This is a genomic window from Streptomyces sp. NPDC048353, from assembly GCF_055587165.1.
In genome coordinates, this window is record NZ_JBVJGU010000002.1 from 1,081,258 (window position 1) to 1,097,172 (window position 15,915).

Annotated in this window: 15 protein-coding genes; 6 read left to right on the plus strand and 9 right to left on the minus strand. The window is 72.3% G+C overall.

The features are described from left to right. Window position 1: 1 nt before the first annotated feature. From ACZ6RC_RS10310 to mce, 4 genes are all read right to left on the minus strand, one after another. Window positions 2-1,003, minus strand: a complete 1,002-nt coding sequence (locus tag ACZ6RC_RS10310; RefSeq protein WP_391139185.1) for an ABC transporter ATP-binding protein — start codon at window positions 1,001-1,003, stop codon at window positions 2-4. Window positions 1,004-1,109: 106 nt separating this feature from the next. Beyond that, on the minus strand, window positions 1,110-2,045 hold the full coding sequence (locus ACZ6RC_RS10315) for a coiled-coil domain-containing protein (RefSeq protein ID WP_391139183.1): 936 nt from the start codon (window positions 2,043-2,045) through the stop codon (window positions 1,110-1,112). A gap of 114 nt (window positions 2,046-2,159) precedes the next feature. Beyond that, a complete protein-coding gene (gene scy, locus ACZ6RC_RS10320) occupies window positions 2,160-6,431 on the minus strand; it encodes a polarized growth protein Scy (RefSeq protein ID WP_469580653.1) in 4,272 nt (1,423 codons plus the stop codon). 176 nt (window positions 6,432-6,607) lie between these two features. Then, entirely contained in the window at window positions 6,608-7,060 is a 453-nt protein-coding gene (gene mce / locus ACZ6RC_RS10325; protein WP_469580656.1) for a methylmalonyl-CoA epimerase, read from the minus strand. Window positions 7,061-7,197: 137 nt separating this feature from the next. On the opposite strand from mce, the gene ACZ6RC_RS10330 reads away from it, so the two are divergent. Next, window positions 7,198-8,400, plus strand: a complete 1,203-nt coding sequence (locus tag ACZ6RC_RS10330) for an acetyl-CoA C-acetyltransferase (RefSeq protein WP_391139178.1) — start codon at window positions 7,198-7,200, stop codon at window positions 8,398-8,400. A gap of 25 nt (window positions 8,401-8,425) precedes the next feature. Beyond that, window positions 8,426-9,382, plus strand: a complete 957-nt coding sequence (meaB, locus tag ACZ6RC_RS10335) for a methylmalonyl Co-A mutase-associated GTPase MeaB (RefSeq protein WP_391139176.1) — start codon at window positions 8,426-8,428, stop codon at window positions 9,380-9,382. Window positions 9,383-9,475: 93 nt separating this feature from the next. Here meaB and ACZ6RC_RS10340 read toward each other — a convergent pair whose 3' ends face one another. Continuing rightward, window positions 9,476-10,207 (minus strand): PepSY domain-containing protein, encoded by a 732-nt coding sequence (locus tag ACZ6RC_RS10340; RefSeq protein ID WP_469580661.1) that lies wholly within the window; start codon window positions 10,205-10,207, stop codon window positions 9,476-9,478. A gap of 123 nt (window positions 10,208-10,330) precedes the next feature. Here ACZ6RC_RS10340 and ACZ6RC_RS10345 point away from each other — a divergent pair, with 123 nt between their 5' ends. Both ACZ6RC_RS10345 and ACZ6RC_RS10350 read left to right on the plus strand, forming a co-directional pair. Continuing rightward, on the plus strand, window positions 10,331-10,990 hold the full coding sequence (locus ACZ6RC_RS10345; RefSeq protein WP_391139172.1) for a response regulator transcription factor: 660 nt from the start codon (window positions 10,331-10,333) through the stop codon (window positions 10,988-10,990). After that, window positions 10,987-12,441, plus strand: a complete 1,455-nt coding sequence (locus ACZ6RC_RS10350; RefSeq protein ID WP_469580663.1) for a sensor histidine kinase — start codon at window positions 10,987-10,989, stop codon at window positions 12,439-12,441. Before ACZ6RC_RS10345 ends, ACZ6RC_RS10350 begins: the two co-directional genes overlap by 4 nt. A gap of 50 nt (window positions 12,442-12,491) precedes the next feature. Here ACZ6RC_RS10350 and ACZ6RC_RS10355 read toward each other — a convergent pair whose 3' ends face one another. The 4 genes from ACZ6RC_RS10355 to ACZ6RC_RS10370 all read right to left on the minus strand — a co-directional run bounded on the left by ACZ6RC_RS10355 (window position 12,492) and on the right by ACZ6RC_RS10370 (window position 15,149). Further along, on the minus strand, window positions 12,492-12,968 hold the full coding sequence (locus tag ACZ6RC_RS10355; protein ID WP_391139170.1) for a MarR family winged helix-turn-helix transcriptional regulator: 477 nt from the start codon (window positions 12,966-12,968) through the stop codon (window positions 12,492-12,494). Window positions 12,969-13,087: 119 nt separating this feature from the next. Continuing rightward, on the minus strand, window positions 13,088-13,864 hold the full coding sequence (locus ACZ6RC_RS10360) for an AIM24 family protein (protein ID WP_453613815.1): 777 nt from the start codon (window positions 13,862-13,864) through the stop codon (window positions 13,088-13,090). Continuing rightward, window positions 13,861-14,511: an AIM24 family protein gene (locus ACZ6RC_RS10365; RefSeq protein ID WP_391139167.1), complete on the minus strand. Its 651-nt coding sequence runs from the start codon at window positions 14,509-14,511 to the stop codon at window positions 13,861-13,863. Before ACZ6RC_RS10365 ends, ACZ6RC_RS10360 begins: the two co-directional genes overlap by 4 nt. Beyond that, the gene (locus ACZ6RC_RS10370; protein WP_391139165.1) at window positions 14,511-15,149 is read right to left on the minus strand and encodes an AIM24 family protein; all 639 of its coding nucleotides are present in this window, start codon (window positions 15,147-15,149) and stop codon (window positions 14,511-14,513) included. Before ACZ6RC_RS10370 ends, ACZ6RC_RS10365 begins: the two co-directional genes overlap by 1 nt. A gap of 107 nt (window positions 15,150-15,256) precedes the next feature. Here ACZ6RC_RS10370 and ACZ6RC_RS10375 point away from each other — a divergent pair, with 107 nt between their 5' ends. Both ACZ6RC_RS10375 and ACZ6RC_RS10380 read left to right on the plus strand, forming a co-directional pair. Further along, entirely contained in the window at window positions 15,257-15,601 is a 345-nt protein-coding gene (locus tag ACZ6RC_RS10375; protein WP_391139163.1) for a DUF3817 domain-containing protein, read from the plus strand. Further along, window positions 15,598-15,891: an MTH1187 family thiamine-binding protein gene (locus tag ACZ6RC_RS10380; RefSeq protein WP_391139161.1), complete on the plus strand. Its 294-nt coding sequence runs from the start codon at window positions 15,598-15,600 to the stop codon at window positions 15,889-15,891. Before ACZ6RC_RS10375 ends, ACZ6RC_RS10380 begins: the two co-directional genes overlap by 4 nt. The last annotated feature ends 24 nt before the right edge of the window (window positions 15,892-15,915 follow it).

Genomic DNA, 15,915 nt, shown 5'->3' on the forward strand with positions numbered 1-15,915 from the left:
TTCAGGCTCCCTTGGTGGTGTCGCCCCAGCGGGGGCCGTCGGTCGTCTCGCCCCAGCGGGGACCGGCCGCGCCGGACGCGACCGCGCCCTGCACGTCCGTACCGTGCGCGTGGTACTCCACCGCGCCGGCCGTCATCTGCATGAACGCCTCCTCAAGCGAGGCCCGCTGCGCACTCAGCTCGTGGAGCACCAGCCCGTTCGCGGCGGCCAGTTCACCCAGCTTCTCGGTGGTGGCGCCGTCCACCTCCAGCGCGCCGTCGGCCGCCTCCACCGAAGGGAAACCGTCGGCGTGCAGGACATCGAGCAGTTGTTCGCGTTGCGGGGAGCGGAGCCGTACGTAACTCCGGGAATTCTGCTGGATGAAATCCGCCATCGACGTGTCGGCCAGCAGTTTTCCCTGTCCGATCACGATCAGATGATCGGCCGTCAGGGCCATTTCACTCATCAGATGGCTGGAAACGAAGATCGTCCGGCCCTCGGCGGCGAGCGCCTTCATGAGATTGCGGATCCAGTGAATTCCCTCGGGGTCCAGACCATTGACGGGTTCGTCGAACATCAGGATCTCGGGGTTGCCGAGAAGCGCCGAGGCGATTCCCAGCCGCTGGCCCATGCCGAGGGAGAAGCCCTTCGACTTCTTCTTCGCCACCTGCGTCAGACCGACCAGGTCGAGGACCTCGCCGACCCGGCTCTCCGGAATGCGGTTGGCCTGCGCGAGGCAGAGGAGGTTGTTGTACGCGGACCGGCCGCCGTGCATCGCCTTGGCGTCGAGCAGCGCCCCGATGTACTTCAGGGGCTCCTGCAGTTCGCGGTAGTGCCGGCCGTCGATCCGGACGGTCCCGCTGGTCGGGTTGTCCAGATCGAGCATCATGCGCATCGTCGTCGACTTGCCGGCTCCGTTGGGTCCCAGGAAGCCGGTCACCATGCCCGGCCGTACCTGGAAGGAGAGATGGTCGACCGCCGTTTTCGCGCCGTATCGCTTCGTGAGGCCCTCGAGCTCGATCATGCGTACCAACCTACGGGCGCGAAAAACCCTCCGCCAGTGGTGGCGGAGGGTTTTCACCTCGCTCAGGCGCTCGGCTCGCTCGCCGGGAGGCCGGGGGGCCTTGGGCTCAGCGGGACTGCTGGGCCGGGACGCCCGCCGGACGCTCGTCGTCGATCGGGGAGCCGGCCGCCGCCACGGCGGCACCGGTCAGCGTGGCCAGCATCTCGCGGACGTTGGTCAGCTGCGCGTTGATCGAGTCGCGGCGGTTCGTCAGCGCCGCCAGCTCGCGCTCCGATTCCGAGCGGATCCGGTCGGCCTTGGCGTTCGCGTCGGCCACGATGTCCTCGGCCTGGCGCTGCGCGGTCTCCACCGTCTGACGGGCCCGGCGCTCCGCGTCCGTCCGCAGCTTCTCGGCCTCCAGGCGCAGCTGCTCGGCGCGGTGCTCGATCTCGGCGAGGCGCTTCTCCGCCTTGGCCTGACGCGAGGCCAGGTCGCGCTCCGACTGCTCGCGGCGCTTGGCCAGGTTGGTCTCGAAGTCCGCGGCGGCCTGGGCGGCCTTGGCGCGGGTCTCCTCGAAGAGGGCGTCCGCCTCCTCGCGCTTGGACTGCGCGTCCTTCTGTGCCTCGCCACGCAGCGAGTTGGCCTCGCCCTGCGCCTTCTCGACGATCCGGACGCCCTCGTCCTCGGCCTTCGCCTTGCGCTCCGCCGCGAACGACTCGGCGTCGTTGCGCACCTGCTGGGCGGCCGACTCGGCCAGCTCACGGTGCTGCTCGGCGGCGCGACGGGCCTCCTCACGCAGGTCCTTCGCCTCCTCCTCGGCGAGACGGAGGATCTTCTCGACGCGGGCACCCAGACCGGCGTACGACGGCTCGGCGTCGGTGACCTGGGCCTGGGCGTTCTGCGTCTCGAGGTGGAGTTCCTCGATGCGCTTTTCCAGAGAGGTGATTCGTGCCAGAGCACTGTCACGGTCGGCGACGAGCTTGGTAATGCGGTCGTCCACCTGACCGCGGTCGTAACCACGCCGCACGAGCTCGAAGCCGAAGGGGGAGGAAGTGTCGCTCATGGGGTTCCTGTCGAATGAGACCGGTGAGGTGTTAGAGGGAATCCTAGGGGCCGAAGCGGCGTGTCATCGAGCGGATGCCGGTTTGGTCTGGAGAATGTCCAGTCTTTTGAGTGGCTACCCCTCGGAAGACTTGCCACTCGAACGTGTAACCCCCGCCGACGCACCCGCCTTGGCTTCCATCCCACCGGCGGACTTCGTCCCGGCGGACGGTGCTTCGAAAGACTCCAACGCTTCGAGGACGTCCTGGACACGGGAGATCTCGGCATTGATGTCCTCACGGCGGCGCACCAGCACGTCCAGCTCGCGCTTGCCCTCGGAGATCATCTTCTCGGCCTCGTTCTCGGCCTCCGCCTTGATCCGCTCCGCCTCGCCCACGAGCGACGCCTTCTTCTGCTCGGCCTCCTTCAGGAGCGCCTCCGCCTTCTTCACCGCCGCGATCCGGACCTTGCTCGCCTCGGAACTCGCCTCCGAGACCAGCTCCTTGGCCTTCTGCTCGGCCTCGGTCCGCTGCTCGGTCGCCGCCTTCACCAGCTTGTCCACGCGCTCGCCGGCCGTCTTCATCTGCTCGGCCGTCTCGCGCCGCGCCCGCTCGTGCAGCTCCTCGATCTCGCCCTCGACGCGGCCGCGCAGCTCCTCCGCCCGCTCCCTTATGGCCGTCGCGTCGCTGCGCGCCCCCACCAGCAGCTCGTCCGCGTCCGTACGCGCCTTCTCCACCAGGGAGTTGCCCTCGACCGTCGCCTCGGCGACGATCCGGTCCGCCTCCTTGCGGGCCGCGCCGACCATCGTGTCCGCCTGCGACTCCGCCTCGGTGGTGGCGCGCAGCGCCTCCTCCTGGGCCTTCGCCATCAGCTGGTCGGCCTGCTCGGCCGCGTCCGAGCGGCGCTTGGCACCGGCCTCGCGCGCCTCGTCGAGCGTACGGTCCGCCTCCGCCCGCGCCTCGGAGCGCATCTGCTCCGCCGCGGACTCGGCGTCCTCGCGGACCTGGACGGCCTCCGCGCGGATCCGCTCGGCGGCCTGCCGGGCCCCGTCCACCGTCTCGGCGGCCTCGGCCCGCAGCCGCTCCGCCTCGTCCGACGCCCGGGCCACGGTCGTCTCGGCCTGCTGCGAGGCGTCGGCCGCCAGCGACTCCGCCAGCTCCACCGCCTCGGCCGTGATCCGCTCGGCCTCCCGCGTCGCCTCGCCGATGAGCTGGTCGGCCTGTTCGGCGGCGTCCGAACGCCGCTTGTCGGCCGCCTTGCGGGCCTCGTCGAGGACCTGGTCGCTGTCGGCCAGCGCGGCCGCCCGCAGCGCCTCCGCGTGCGCCTCGCCGTCCTTCTTGACCTGCTCCGCCTCCGAACGCAGCCGCAGCGCGTCCCGCTCGGTCGTCTCCCACAGCTCCGCCGCCTCGGCGGTGATCCGCTCGGCCTCGGCGGTCGCCTCGCCGATGAGCTGGTCGGCCTGCTCGGCCGCGTCGGCACGCCGCTTGTCGGCGGCCCCGCGGGCCTCGTCGAGGACCTGCTCGCCTTCCGCGCGGGCGGCCGCCCGCAGCGCCTCGGCCTCCGCCTCCCCGGCCGCCTTGACCTGCTCGGCCTCGGCCCGCAGCCGCTCCGCCTCGGCGGTGAGCCGCTCGGCCTCCGCCGACGCCTCGCCGATCAGCGCGTCCGCCTGCCCCGCCGCCTCGGAACGGATCCGGTTGGCGTCCTCGCGGGCGTCCGCACGGGTCCGGGCCGCGTCCTGCTCCGCCGAGGCGAGCGCGTCCGTCGCCTCGGTCCGAAGCCGCTGGGCGTACTCCGCGGTGTCCGTGCGGAGCTTCTCCGCCTCGGCGATCGCGTCCGTGACCGTCCGCTCGGCCAGCGCCTTCGCCGCCTCGGACTCCTCCTGGGCACGCGTCCGGGTGCGGTGCGCGTCCTCGGCGGCCCGCTCCCGCTCCTCGTACGCGTCGGCGCGGACCCGGTCCGCCTCCTCCTGCGCCTCGGACCTGGTGCGCTCCGCCACGTGCTCGGCGGCGCTGCGCAGCCCGGCGATCTCCTCCTCGGCCTGCTCCTGCAGACCGGCGACGGAGTCCCGGACCTCCTTGGCCGTCTGCTCCGCGGCGGACACCATCTCCGTGGCCCGCCGGTCCGCCTCCTCGACCAGGCGCTGGGCCTCGGTCTGCGCCTCCTCCACCCGCTTGCGGGCGGAGGCCAGCAGCTCCTCGGACTGCTCGCGGGCGTGCTCGCGCTCCCGGCCGGCCTCGGAACGGGCCGACTCCAGGGTCTCCTCGGCCTCCCGGCGGCGCCGGTTGGCCTCCTCCTGCGCGGCGGCCAGCGCCTCGGCCGCCTCGGCGCCGACCCGCTCGGCCGCGGCCGCGGCCTCGGCCCGGACCCGGTCGGCGGTCTCCTGGGCCTCGGACTTCAGCCGCTCGGCCTCGGTCGCCGCCTCCGTGCGCAGCCGGACCGCGACGGTCTCGGCCTCGGCGCGCGCGGTGGACGCGTCCGCCGCGGCCTCCGTGCGCAGCCGCTCCGCCTCCTGCTCGGCCTGTGCCTGGAGCGTACGGATCCGCTCGGCGGCCTCCGTGCGCAGCCGCTCGGTCTCCTCGGCGGCCTCGCGCCGGATCCGCTCGCTCTCGGCGCGCGCGTCGGTCAGCTCCCGGCCGGCGTTCTCCACCCGTGACTCGGCCTCGGTGTGCAGCCGGGTCAGCTCCGCGGCCGCCTCGGCGTGCCGGGCCTCGACGGCCCGCTCGGCCTCCTGGCGCAGCTCGGCCGCGGACTTCTCGGCCGCCTCCTTGACGGACTCCGCCTGCTCCTCGGCCTCGGACCGCATCCGCTCGGCCTCGGCGCGGGTGCGCTCCAGCGTCTCCTCGGCCTGCGTCCGCAGCGTCTGGGCGCGCTCCATCGCCTCGGAGCGGACCCGCTCGCTCTCGGCGCCCGCGCTCGCGCGCAGCTCGTCGGAGTCGGTGCGGGCCTTGGTCAGCAGCTCCTCGGCGGTGCTCGCCGCCTCCTCGATCTGCTGGACGGCCTCGCGCCGCGCCTCGCCGCGGATCCGCTCGCCCTCGGCGATCGCCTCGGCGCGCAGCTGCTCGGCCTCGCCGCGCAGCCGGCGCGCCTCCTCCTGCAGCTCGACCGTCTTGGCCCGGTACTCCTTGGTGTCGTCCTTGGCCGAACCGAGCAGCTCGCCGGCCTGCTCCTCGGCCTGGTTGCGCAGCCGGTCGGCCTCCGCCTCGGCCTCGCGGCGGATCCGCTCGGCCTCCTCCGAGGCCTTGCGGGTGGTCTCCCGGGCGTCCTCGGACGCCTTGGTGAGGACTTCCTCGGCGGTCCGCGCGGCCTTGGCGAGCGCGGCGGCGGAGTCCTCCGCCGCGACCGTACGGGCCTTCTCGGACGCCTCCGAGACCAGCTTTTCGGCCTCGGCGCTCGCCTCGCGGAGCTTCTCCTCGGCCTCCGCCTTGAGGGACTCGGCCTCCTTGGTGGCCTCGCCCACGAGGCGGGCGATCTCCGCCTTCGCCGTACGGGTGCGCTGCTCGTTGACGGACTCCGCCGACGACAGCTGCTTGGCGGCCGCCTCCTTGGCCTCCGCGAGGGCCTTCTCGGCCTCCGCGCGGGCTTCCCGGAGCCGGTCCTCGGCCTCCTGCATCCGCTGTTCGGCGGCGCGGGACAGCTCGCCGGCCTGGCGGCGGGCCTGGTCGGTCTCGGCGCCGGCGGTCGAGCGGAGGCGCTCGGCGTGGCTGGTGGCCTCCTGGGCCTGGGTGGACGCGGCGTTGAGGAGCCGTTCGGCGTCCTTGCGGGCGCGCAGCAGGATCGCCTCGGCCTCGGCACGGGCGGCCTCGGCCTCCGAACCGACGCGCTGGCGGGTCTCCTCGGCGAGCCGGGTGGCCTCGGCGCGGGCGCCGGCGAGCGCCTGCTCGGCCTCGGCGCGCGACTCCTCCATCAGCCGGCGGGCCTGGGACTCCGTACGGGCGCGCAGCTGCTCGGCCCAGGCCACGTTCTCGTTGACGTGCGCCTCGACGGTCTGGCGCCGCTCGGCCAGCTCCTGGTCCAGGCGCTGACGGCGCTGTACGGCCTCGGTGTGCAGCTCGGCCTGGAGCCGCGCCTGGTGCTCGGCGTGCTCCTGGAGGATCCGCTGGGTCTGGGCACGGGCCTCGCGCAGCTCGCGCTCGGCGTCCTGGCGGAGCTGTTCGGCCTGGATCTGGGCGTTACGCAGCAGCTGCTCGGCCTGGTAGCCGATGTCCGCGCTGTCGTAGGCCGGGCGGGACGCGATGGTGCGGCGCGCCTCGTGGAGCTTGGCGCGCAAGACCTCGACCTGGTAACCGAGGTCCTCGGCGTGCTGGACGGCCTTCTCCCGCTCGGTCTTCAGCCGGTCCATCTCGGCTTCGAACCGCGAAAGATGGTCGTCTTCAGCTCGGTGGCTCTCCTGGCGTTCGTAGCCCCGCACTGCGCGGTCCCATCCGTCCCCTGGTCGCAACACTCCAATGAGATCCGTTCCCCGGCGAACGGGCCCCCCGGGGAATGGTGACAGATCGGATGTCCCGACGACGACGCCGCATGGCATGCGGCACCGACCGGCCCCGGCCCGGAGTCGCCCACTCTACCGGGCCGGGAATCCGGAGGTCAGTGCTCCGCCGAGGAGTGGTCGCCCGACGGCTCGGCGGACGTGACGAGTTCGGTCAGCACGCCGTGGCAGTCCTTGGGGTGGAGGAAGGTGATGCGCGATCCCATGGAGCCGATCCGGGGCTCGTCGTAGAGGATCCGCACACCCTTGCTACGGATGTCGGCGGCGTCCCCGTCGACATCCGCGGTGCCGAAGGCGATGTGGTGGACGCCCTCGCCGTTCTTCGCCAGCCACTTGCCCACGGCGGAGTCCTCGCGGGTGGGCTCCAGGAGCTGGAGGTAGGAGGCGCCGCCGTCCGAGGTGTCGTTGATCTTGAGCATGGCCTCCCGGACGCCCTGCTCCTCGTTCACCTCGGAGTGGAACACCTCGAAACCGTAGGTCGCACGGTAGAACTCGACAGTCTTGTCGAGGTCGAAACAGGCGATCCCGATGTGGTCGATTCGCGTCAGCATGGTCTTAGTGCAACCCCGGGGAGGTGGTTACGCAACGTGCGCGCCGTCACACCGGCCGGGCGGTGACCCCGCGCGGTACCGCTCAGTACATTGGCGGTAAACCCTCGTTCACTCCTCATCTCAAGGGGCTGTGCCTCATGTCTGGAACGACCGGTACCACCTCAGTGATCGTCGCCGGGGCCCGCACGCCCATGGGACGGCTGCTCGGTTCCCTCAAGTCCTTCTCCGGCGCGGATCTGGGCGGCTTCGCCATCAAGGCCGCGCTCGACCGGGCCGGCATCGGCGGCGACCAGGTGCAGTACGTGATCATGGGGCAGGTGCTCCAGGCGGGCGCCGGCCAGATCCCCGCGCGCCAGGCCGCCGTCAAGGCCGGGATCCCCATGAACGTCCCGGCCCTCACCATCAACAAGGTGTGTCTGTCCGGCCTCGACGCCATCGCGCTGGCCGACCAGCTGATCCGCGCCGGCGAGTTCGACGTGGTCGTCGCCGGCGGCCAGGAGTCGATGACCAACGCCCCGCACCTGCTGCCGAAGTCCCGCGAGGGCTTCAAGTACGGCGCGATCGAGATGCTCGACGCGATGGCGTACGACGGCCTCACCGACGCCTTCGAGAACATCGCCATGGGCGAGTCCACCGAGAAGCACAACTCCCGTCTCGGCATCGCCCGCCCCGAGCAGGACGAGATCGCCGCCCTCTCGCACCAGCGCGCCGCCGCCGCGCAGAAGAACGGTCTCTTCGAGGCCGAGATCACCCCGGTCGAGATCCCGCAGCGCAAGGGCGAGCCGGTCGTCTTCTCCAAGGACGAGGGCATCCGCGCCGAGACGACCGCCGAGTCGCTCGGGAAGCTGCGCCCGGCCTTCGCCAAGGACGGCACCATCACCGCCGGCACCTCCTCGCAGATCTCGGACGGCGCCGCCGCCGTGGTCGTGATGAGCAAGGCGAAGGCGGAGGAGCTGGGCCTGGAGTGGATCGCCGAGATCGGCGCCCATGGCAATGTCGCGGGACCGGACAACTCGCTCCAGTCGCAGCCGTCCAACGCGATCCGCCACGCCCTGAAGAAGGAGGGCCTGGGCGTCGAGGACCTCGACCTGATCGAGATCAACGAGGCCTTCGCGGCGGTCGCCGTCCAGTCAATGAAGGACCTGGGCGTTACCCCGGAAAAGGTGAACGTCAACGGTGGCGCGATCGCGCTGGGCCACCCCATCGGCATGTCCGGCGCCCGTGTGGTGCTGCACCTCGCGCTGGAGCTCAAGCGGCGCGGCGGCGGTGTCGGCGCGGCGGCGCTGTGCGGCGGCGGCGGCCAGGGTGACGCTCTGATCGTTCGCGTACCCGGCAAGTAGCACCGGAACCAAGGAGCGGTTGAACATGGTGGACGTCCCCGAACTGGTCGCCCAGGCACGGGAGGGCCGGCCGCGCGCCGTGGCCCGGCTGATCTCGCTGGTGGAGGGGGCGTCCCCCCAGCTGCGCGAGGTGATGGCGGCGCTCGCGCCGCTGACCGGCGGCGCGTACGTCGTGGGCCTGACGGGCTCGCCCGGCGTGGGCAAGTCGACGTCGACGTCCGCCCTGGTCGCCGCCTTCCGGCGGGCCGGGAAGCGGGTCGGCGTCCTGGCCGTCGACCCGTCCTCCCCGTTCAGCGGCGGAGCGCTCCTGGGCGACCGGGTCCGGATGTCCGAGCACGCCTCCGACCCGGGGGTGTACATCCGCTCGATGGCCACCCGCGGCCATCTGGGCGGGCTCGCCTGGGCGGCACCGCAGGCGATCCGCGTCCTGGACGCGGCGGGCTGCGACGTGGTCCTGGTGGAGACGGTCGGGGTCGGTCAGTCGGAGGTGGAGATCGCCTCCCAGGCCGACACCTCCGTGGTGCTCCTCGCGCCCGGCATGGGCGACGGGATCCAGGCCGCGAAGGCGGGCATCCTGGAGATCGGCGACGTGTACGTCGTCAACAAGGCGGACCGGGACGGCGCGGACGCGACGGCCCGCGAGCTGAACCACATGCTGGGCCTCGGCGAGGCCCGCGGTCCGGGCGCCTGGCGGCCGCCGATCGTCAAGACGGTCGCGGCGCGGGGCGAGGGCATCGACGAGGTCATGGAGGCCCTGGAGAAGCACCGCGCCTGGATGGAGGAGCACGGGGTCCTGGCGGAGCGGCGCCGCGCGCGTTCGGCCCGCGAGGTCGAGACGATCGCGGTGACGGCGCTGCGCGAGCGGATCGGCGACCTGCACGGCGACCGCCGGCTGGACGCGCTGGCCGAGCGCATCGTGGCCGGGGAGCTGGACCCGTACGCCGCCTCGGACGAGCTGATCGCGAGCCTGACGGGCACCTGACCGGACGCGCGCCCGGCCCGGCCGCCGGGGCACGAGAACGACGAGAGGGGCCCGGCACGCGCGCGTGCCGGGCCCCTCTCGTCGTGCCGGTGATCAGGCGTCGTCGTCCTGGGCGTCCTGCCCGGCGGCCGCGCCGTCATCGTCGTGCGCGTCGTCCTCGGTGCCGTCCGAGGCCTTGTCCCCGGCGCCGTCCTTCGTGTCGTCCTCGGTGTCGTCCGAAACCTTGCCCCCGGCCCCGTCCTTCGTGTCGTCCTGGGCGCCGGCGCTGTCGGCGTCGTCGTCGCGGTCCGCCGTGACCTGACCCGTCTTCGGGTCGACCCGCCAGTCGCCGGAGGCCGTCTCCGCCTCCCACGCCGCGGCGCCGTCGTCGTCCCGGTCGACCGAGGTGACGAAGCCCTTCGCCGAGGCGGCCTCGGCGGCCTGCCGCGCGTCGACGCTCCCGCTGCGGGCGGCGCCGTCGTCGTTCGCGTCGTCGTCGTCCGTCTCGGTCTCCTTGCCCAGGACCTTGCCGCTGGCGGAGTCCACGTGGACCGTGTACGAGGTCGTGCCCTGGCCGAGGACGTCGACCTCCCAGCCGCGCTCCTCGTCCGAGCCGCCGTCGTCGCCGTCGTCGTCGAGATCGAGATCCGCGGAGACGACCGTGCCCGGCTGCGCCTTCAGGGCCGCGTCGATCGCCTGGACGGCGGTCACCTTCGCGGTCCGCGCCTCCGCCGCGCCGCCGCGCCCAGCGCCGCCGGTGCCCGCGTCGTCCGCGAAAGCGGCGGCGGTCCCGCCGCAGACCACGGCGGCGGCCGCGACGGTGGCGATGACGATGTTGCGCTTCATGAGGTCCTCCGACCGGTGGTGGGGTGTTCGTTTCCGACGTGGACCACTGTGCGGAACCCGACCTGAAGCCACGCTGAAGCAACCTGAAGGCGTCTTCAGGTGCGGTTTGGGAACCTGGTGCCCATGAGGCTGCTGATCGTGGAGGACGAAAGGCGACTCGCCCTGTCGCTGGCCAAGGGCCTGACGGCGGAGGGCTACGTCGTCGACGTCGTCCACGATGGCCTGGAAGGCCTGCACCGGGCGGGCGGGACGGCGTACGACCTGGTCGTGCTCGACATCATGCTGCCCGGCATGAACGGCTACCGGGTCTGCGCCGCGCTGCGCGCCGCGGGCAACGACGTGCCGATCCTGATGCTGACCGCCAAGGACGGCGAGTACGACGAGGCGGAGGGCCTGGACACGGGCGCCGACGACTACCTCACCAAGCCGTTCTCGTACGTCGTCCTGGTCGCCCGGATCAAGGCGCTGCTGCGGCGACGGCACTCCGGCGCCTCGCCCGTGCTGACGATCGGCCCGCTGCGGGTGGACACCGCGGCCCGGCGGGTGCACCGCGGCGAGGAGGAGATCCCGCTCACCGCCAAGGAGTTCGCGGTCCTGGAGCAGCTCGCCGTGCGCCCCGGCGAGGTGGTGTCCAAGTCGGAGATCCTGGAGCACGTCTGGGACTTCGCCTACGCCGGCGACCCGAACATCGTCGAGGTGTACGTCAGCACCCTGCGCCGCAAGCTGGGCGCCGCGCTGATCGGGACGGTGCGCGGCGCCGGATACCGGCTGGAGGCCCGGTGAGCCGCCGGCCGTTCGCCTCGGTCCGGGCCAAGACCACCCTCGGCGCCACCCTCGTGGTCGCCCTGGCGCTGATCGCCGCGGGCATCGCCGTCCTGCTGTCGCTGAGCGGCAACCTCGCCGGCCGGGCGGACGCGGAGGCCGACGGCGTCGCCCGCGAGATCGCCGCCAGGATCGCGACCGGCACGCCCTACCCCGCCCTCGACCTCCCGGACGGGGACGACCACCCGGTCCAGGTCGTCGACCGCGCCGGCCGGGCGCTCGCGGTGAGCAAGGGCCTGACGGCGATCAGCGGTACGGGATCGTCCGACGTCCGCCCGGAGGCGAGCCCGAGCCCCGGGCAGGACGACGATGACGACGACGACTCCGGGACCGCCGGGGCGGGCGTCGTCACCGGGCACGCCCAGGGGCGGGCCACCGTGGACGGCACGAGCGCGGAGTACCGGTTCGCGGAGGTGGAGGTCACGGACCCGGAGGGCGGGACGGTCCTCGTCCACGCCGGCGCGCCGCTGGCGGCGCAGCGGGACGCGGTGCGCACCGCGTCCTTCGTCATGCTGGCCGGGCTGCCGGTGCTCCTCGCCGTGGTCGGCGCGGTGACCTGGCTGGTGACCCGGCGGGCGCTGCGGCCCGTCGAGTCCATCCGCCGGGAGATGTCCGAGATCACCGCCTCGCAGGACCTCTCGCGGCGGGTGCCGGAGCCGGGCACCCACGACGAGGTCGCCCGGCTCGCCCGGACCACCAACGAGACGCTGGCCGCCCTGGAGACCTCGGTGGAGCGGCAGCGGCGGTTCGTCGCGGACGCCTCGCACGAGCTGCGCAGCCCGATCGCCAGCCTCCGTACGCAGTTGGAGGTGGGCGCCGCGCATCCGGAGCTGCTCGACGTCCCGGGGGCGGTGGAGGACACGGTGCGGCTCCAGCGTCTCGCCGCCGATCTGCTGCTGCTCGCCCGTCTGGACGCGGGGGAGCGGCCGGGGCGGACGCGGGTGGACCTGGCGGAGCTGGTGCGCGCGGAGTCGGCGGGGCGTACGGGAGACCGCGTCGAGGTACGGGTGGAGTCCGCGGCGGACCCGGGCCCGGGGGAGGGCGTCGGCGCGGCGGGCTCGCGGGCCCAGCTGGGCCGGGTGGTGGCCAACCTGCTGGACAACGCCCGGCGCCACGCCCGGCGGCGGATCACGGTCACGGTCCGCGCGGAGGGCCCGTGGGCGCTCCTGGAGGTCGCGGACGACGGCACGGGCGTGCCCGAGTCCGAACGCGAGCGGGTCTTCGAGCGGTTCGTCCGGCTCGACGAGGCCCGCACCCGCGACGAGGGCGGGGCGGGCCTGGGGCTGGCGATCGCCCGCGACGTGGCCCGCCGCCACGGCGGAGACCTGACCGTGACGGAGGCTCCGTCAGGGGGCGCCTGTTTCGTCCTGCGGCTGCCCCGGGCCGAGGACCCGTCCCCGGCGGGACGGTGACGGCCGCCCCGGGCCGAGGTGGCCGCGGGGCAGTGACGGCGGGACCAGGGTCAGGGCTTGCCCCGGCGGCCCCTGAGCTGGTCGGCGACCGGCTTCAGGGATTCGTGCAGGTCGCCGAGGGCCTCGGGGCTCAGCTGGTCGATGAAGTGCCGGCGTACCGAATCGACGTGGTGGGGCGCCACCTTGCGCATGGTCTCCATGCCGGCGTCGGTCAGGACCGCGTACAGCCCGCGCCGGTCCGACTCGCAGTTCTCCCGGCGCACGAGACCGGCGGTCTCCATCCGGGTGATCTGGTGGGAGAGCCGGCTCTTGGACTGCAGGGTCGCCGCCGCGAGGTCGCTCATCCGCAGCCGCCGGTCGGCCGACTCCGAGAGGTTCACGAGGATCTCGTAGTCGTTGATGGTCAGGCCGAAGGGCTGAAGGTCCTTCTCCAGCTGGTACGTCAGCATTCTGTTGACATCGAGGTAGGTGCGCCAGGCGCACTGCTCGGCGTCGGTGAGCCAGGGGGTGGCCGTCTCGGTCTCCATATACGGATTCTACCTAAGAAGTTGAATTCTGGACGAAGTCGCGAAGTGTGACGCCGGGCACCTGGACCACGGCGTACGGGCGCAGACGTTCGAGGACGTCACACTCCGCAGACTACCGCTCACAGCCCGAAGCGACGCTGGAGGTCCCCCAGCTGTCCGGGAAGACGCGGTGCCGAACCCGCCCCAGTGTGGCCGGAACCGTGCGTACCGGGCACCCCCGGCTGGTGCGGCGTCTCGCCCGTCGCCCGCTCCGGCATCAGCAGCTCCGTCGACTGGAGCAGGACCGTGCCGGCCCCCACGAACTCGAACTGGTGCTCCTCGCCCGAGGTGCCGCCGAGCCCGGTCAGCGCCCGGACCCCGCCCATCACGCCCGTCATGTACCCGTGGTCGTAGTGGTGGCACGGCGAGGGGCAGTCCGCCCAGCCGACCAGCGCCTGCGGGTCCACCCGCATCGGGGGCTCCATGAAGACCACCGGACCGTTCGAGGCGGCCACGAACTTGCCCGTGCCGATCAGCGTCACGAAGCCCGGCACGATCGACTGCTTCAGCGCCAGCGTCGGCTGGTAGGCGAGGAGGTTGCCCGAACGGATCGTCAGATTGCCCTCGTCCAGGTCGAACGAGTTCACGTCGAAGGCCCGGTCGGCCAGCAGCATCTTGCCGCTGCCCTCCGCCACCACCCAGTCGCTCGCGTGCAGCGGCGAGTGGAACGACGTACGGACCAGGCGGTCCAGGCGCCCGTGTCCGATGCCGTTGAAGTCGATCCGCCCGTAGTAGGCGATCATCTTGCCCTTCTGCAGGAACCACTGGGAGCCCTTGAGCTCCACGCAGAAGGTGTACGGGTTCACGTTGTCGTCCGACGGCAGCGTCATCGGGTCATGAATCACGGGGGCGCTCACAGCTTCTCCTCCGACGCCTGGACGTACACCGCACCACTGCCGCTCAGCTCCAGCTGGAACGCCTCGCCCGAGCCGCGCCCCACCATGTCGCGCCAGCCCAGCGCGGTGGAGAGCTTGTTCCGCACGTCGCCGTGGTGGGCGACGTAGGCCTGCGGGTCCACATGGACCGGGCGCCCGGGGCTGATCGGCAGCTCGATGACCCCGCCGTGCGCCATGACGGCGACGGCGCCGTGGCCCTTCAGGGTCGTGGTGAAGAGGCCCTGCCCCGTCACCTGGCCGCGGACCATGCCCATGACGCCGCCCTGCGAGCCCATGAACATCGTGCCCTGCTCCAGGGTGCCGTCGAAGGCGAGGAGCCGGTCGGCCTCGACGAAGAGGGTGTCGCCGGTCAGCCGGATCACCTGGATGTGGTGGCCGCCGTGCCCGAACATCACCGTGCCGTTGCCCTCGACCGTCATCAGCGGCGTCGCCTCGCCCGCCACCCGGCGGCCGATCATCGACATCACGCCGCCCTGCCCGCCGGCCGTGTTCGGCGTGAAAGTGACGTCCCCGCGGTAGGCGAGCATCGCGCCACGCTGGCTGAACATGCGCTGCCCCGGGACGACCGTGGCCTCGACCATCTTCGCGTTGATCTCCTGGAACGGCATCAGACGTCACCCCCGACGGTGTTCCGCTCGCTGGGCTGGACGTAGACGAGCCCGTCGCCCTCGAAGCGGATCTGGAACGCCTCGCCGCCACCCTCGCCCAGGAACGTGCGGAAGGTCACACCGGACTGGAAGCTCTGCTGGAGGTTGCCCTGGTGGGCGATGTACGCCCCCGGGTCGACGGAGAGCGGGTACTGCGGCGACACCCGCAGCACCACGGCCGGACCGTCGGACATGATCGCGGCCTGACCGCTGCCCTCGACGGTGGTGGTGAAGAGGCCGTTGCCGGTCGCGCCGCCGCGCAGGCCGGTGAAGGTGGTGCCGGTGCGCAGGCCCGCGTCGGTGCACAGCAGATTGCTGGACTCGACCCACAGCTTGTCGCCGTGCAGGGAGACGAGGTTGATCTCGGACGCGCGGTCCGCGAACCAGCAGGTCCCCTGGCCCTTCACCTCCATCATCTCCATCTGCTCGCCGGTGAGCCGGCGGGTCACCATGCCCCGCAGGCCCTCACCGCCGCCGGACATCTTCTTGAAGGCCATCTGGCCGTCGTAGGCGACCATCGAGCCGTTTTTCGCCTTGACGGAGTCGCCGGTCATGTCGACGGCGAGCGTCTTGCTGCCTTGGAGTCGGAACGTTGCCACCCAGTGACGGTACTGGGCCCCCGGATAAAGAGACAGCAAAGTCGCCGTGCACAATGGTCAGGCCCTTGTGCATCCGTTCACAAGATCGAACGAAGGTGACCCCACCCGTGGACATCAAGACCGCCTCCTCCCTCCACCGGCTCCGGCTCGTCTCCGCGCCGGAGGCCGTGTCCTTCCTCCTGCTGCTGGTCTGCTCGGTGCTGAAGCGCACCACGGAGTTCAACGCGGTGCCGGTGATGGGCGCGATCCACGGCATCCTCTTCGTGATCTACGTGCTCTTCTGGCTGGACTCCTGGAACCGCACCAAGTGGAACCTGAAGACGGCGGCGCTCTACTTCGTCCTCTCCGTCCTCCCCTTCGGCGGCTTCTTCGCCGAGCGCAAGCTCAAGCGCGAGGCCCAGGACGCGGTCATCGCCTCCCGCGCCCGGCGCGAGGGCACGGTGAACGCGTGATCGTCGCCTTCTCCGTCACCCCGCTCGGCGTCGGCGAGGAGGTCGGCGCCTACGTCGCCGACGCCGTCCGGGTCGTCCGCGAGTCCGGCCTGCCGAACCGCACCGACGCCATGTTCACCTCGATCGAGGGGGAGTGGGACGAGGTGATGGACGTCGTCAAACGCGCCGTCGCCGCCGTGGAGGCCCGGGCCCCCCGGGTTTCCCTGGTCCTGAAGGCCGACGTCCGTCCGGGTGTCACCGACGGACTGACCTCGAAGATCGACACCGTGGAACGTCACCTGGCGGGCTGATCCGCCCAACGCGCCCGAGCCCCC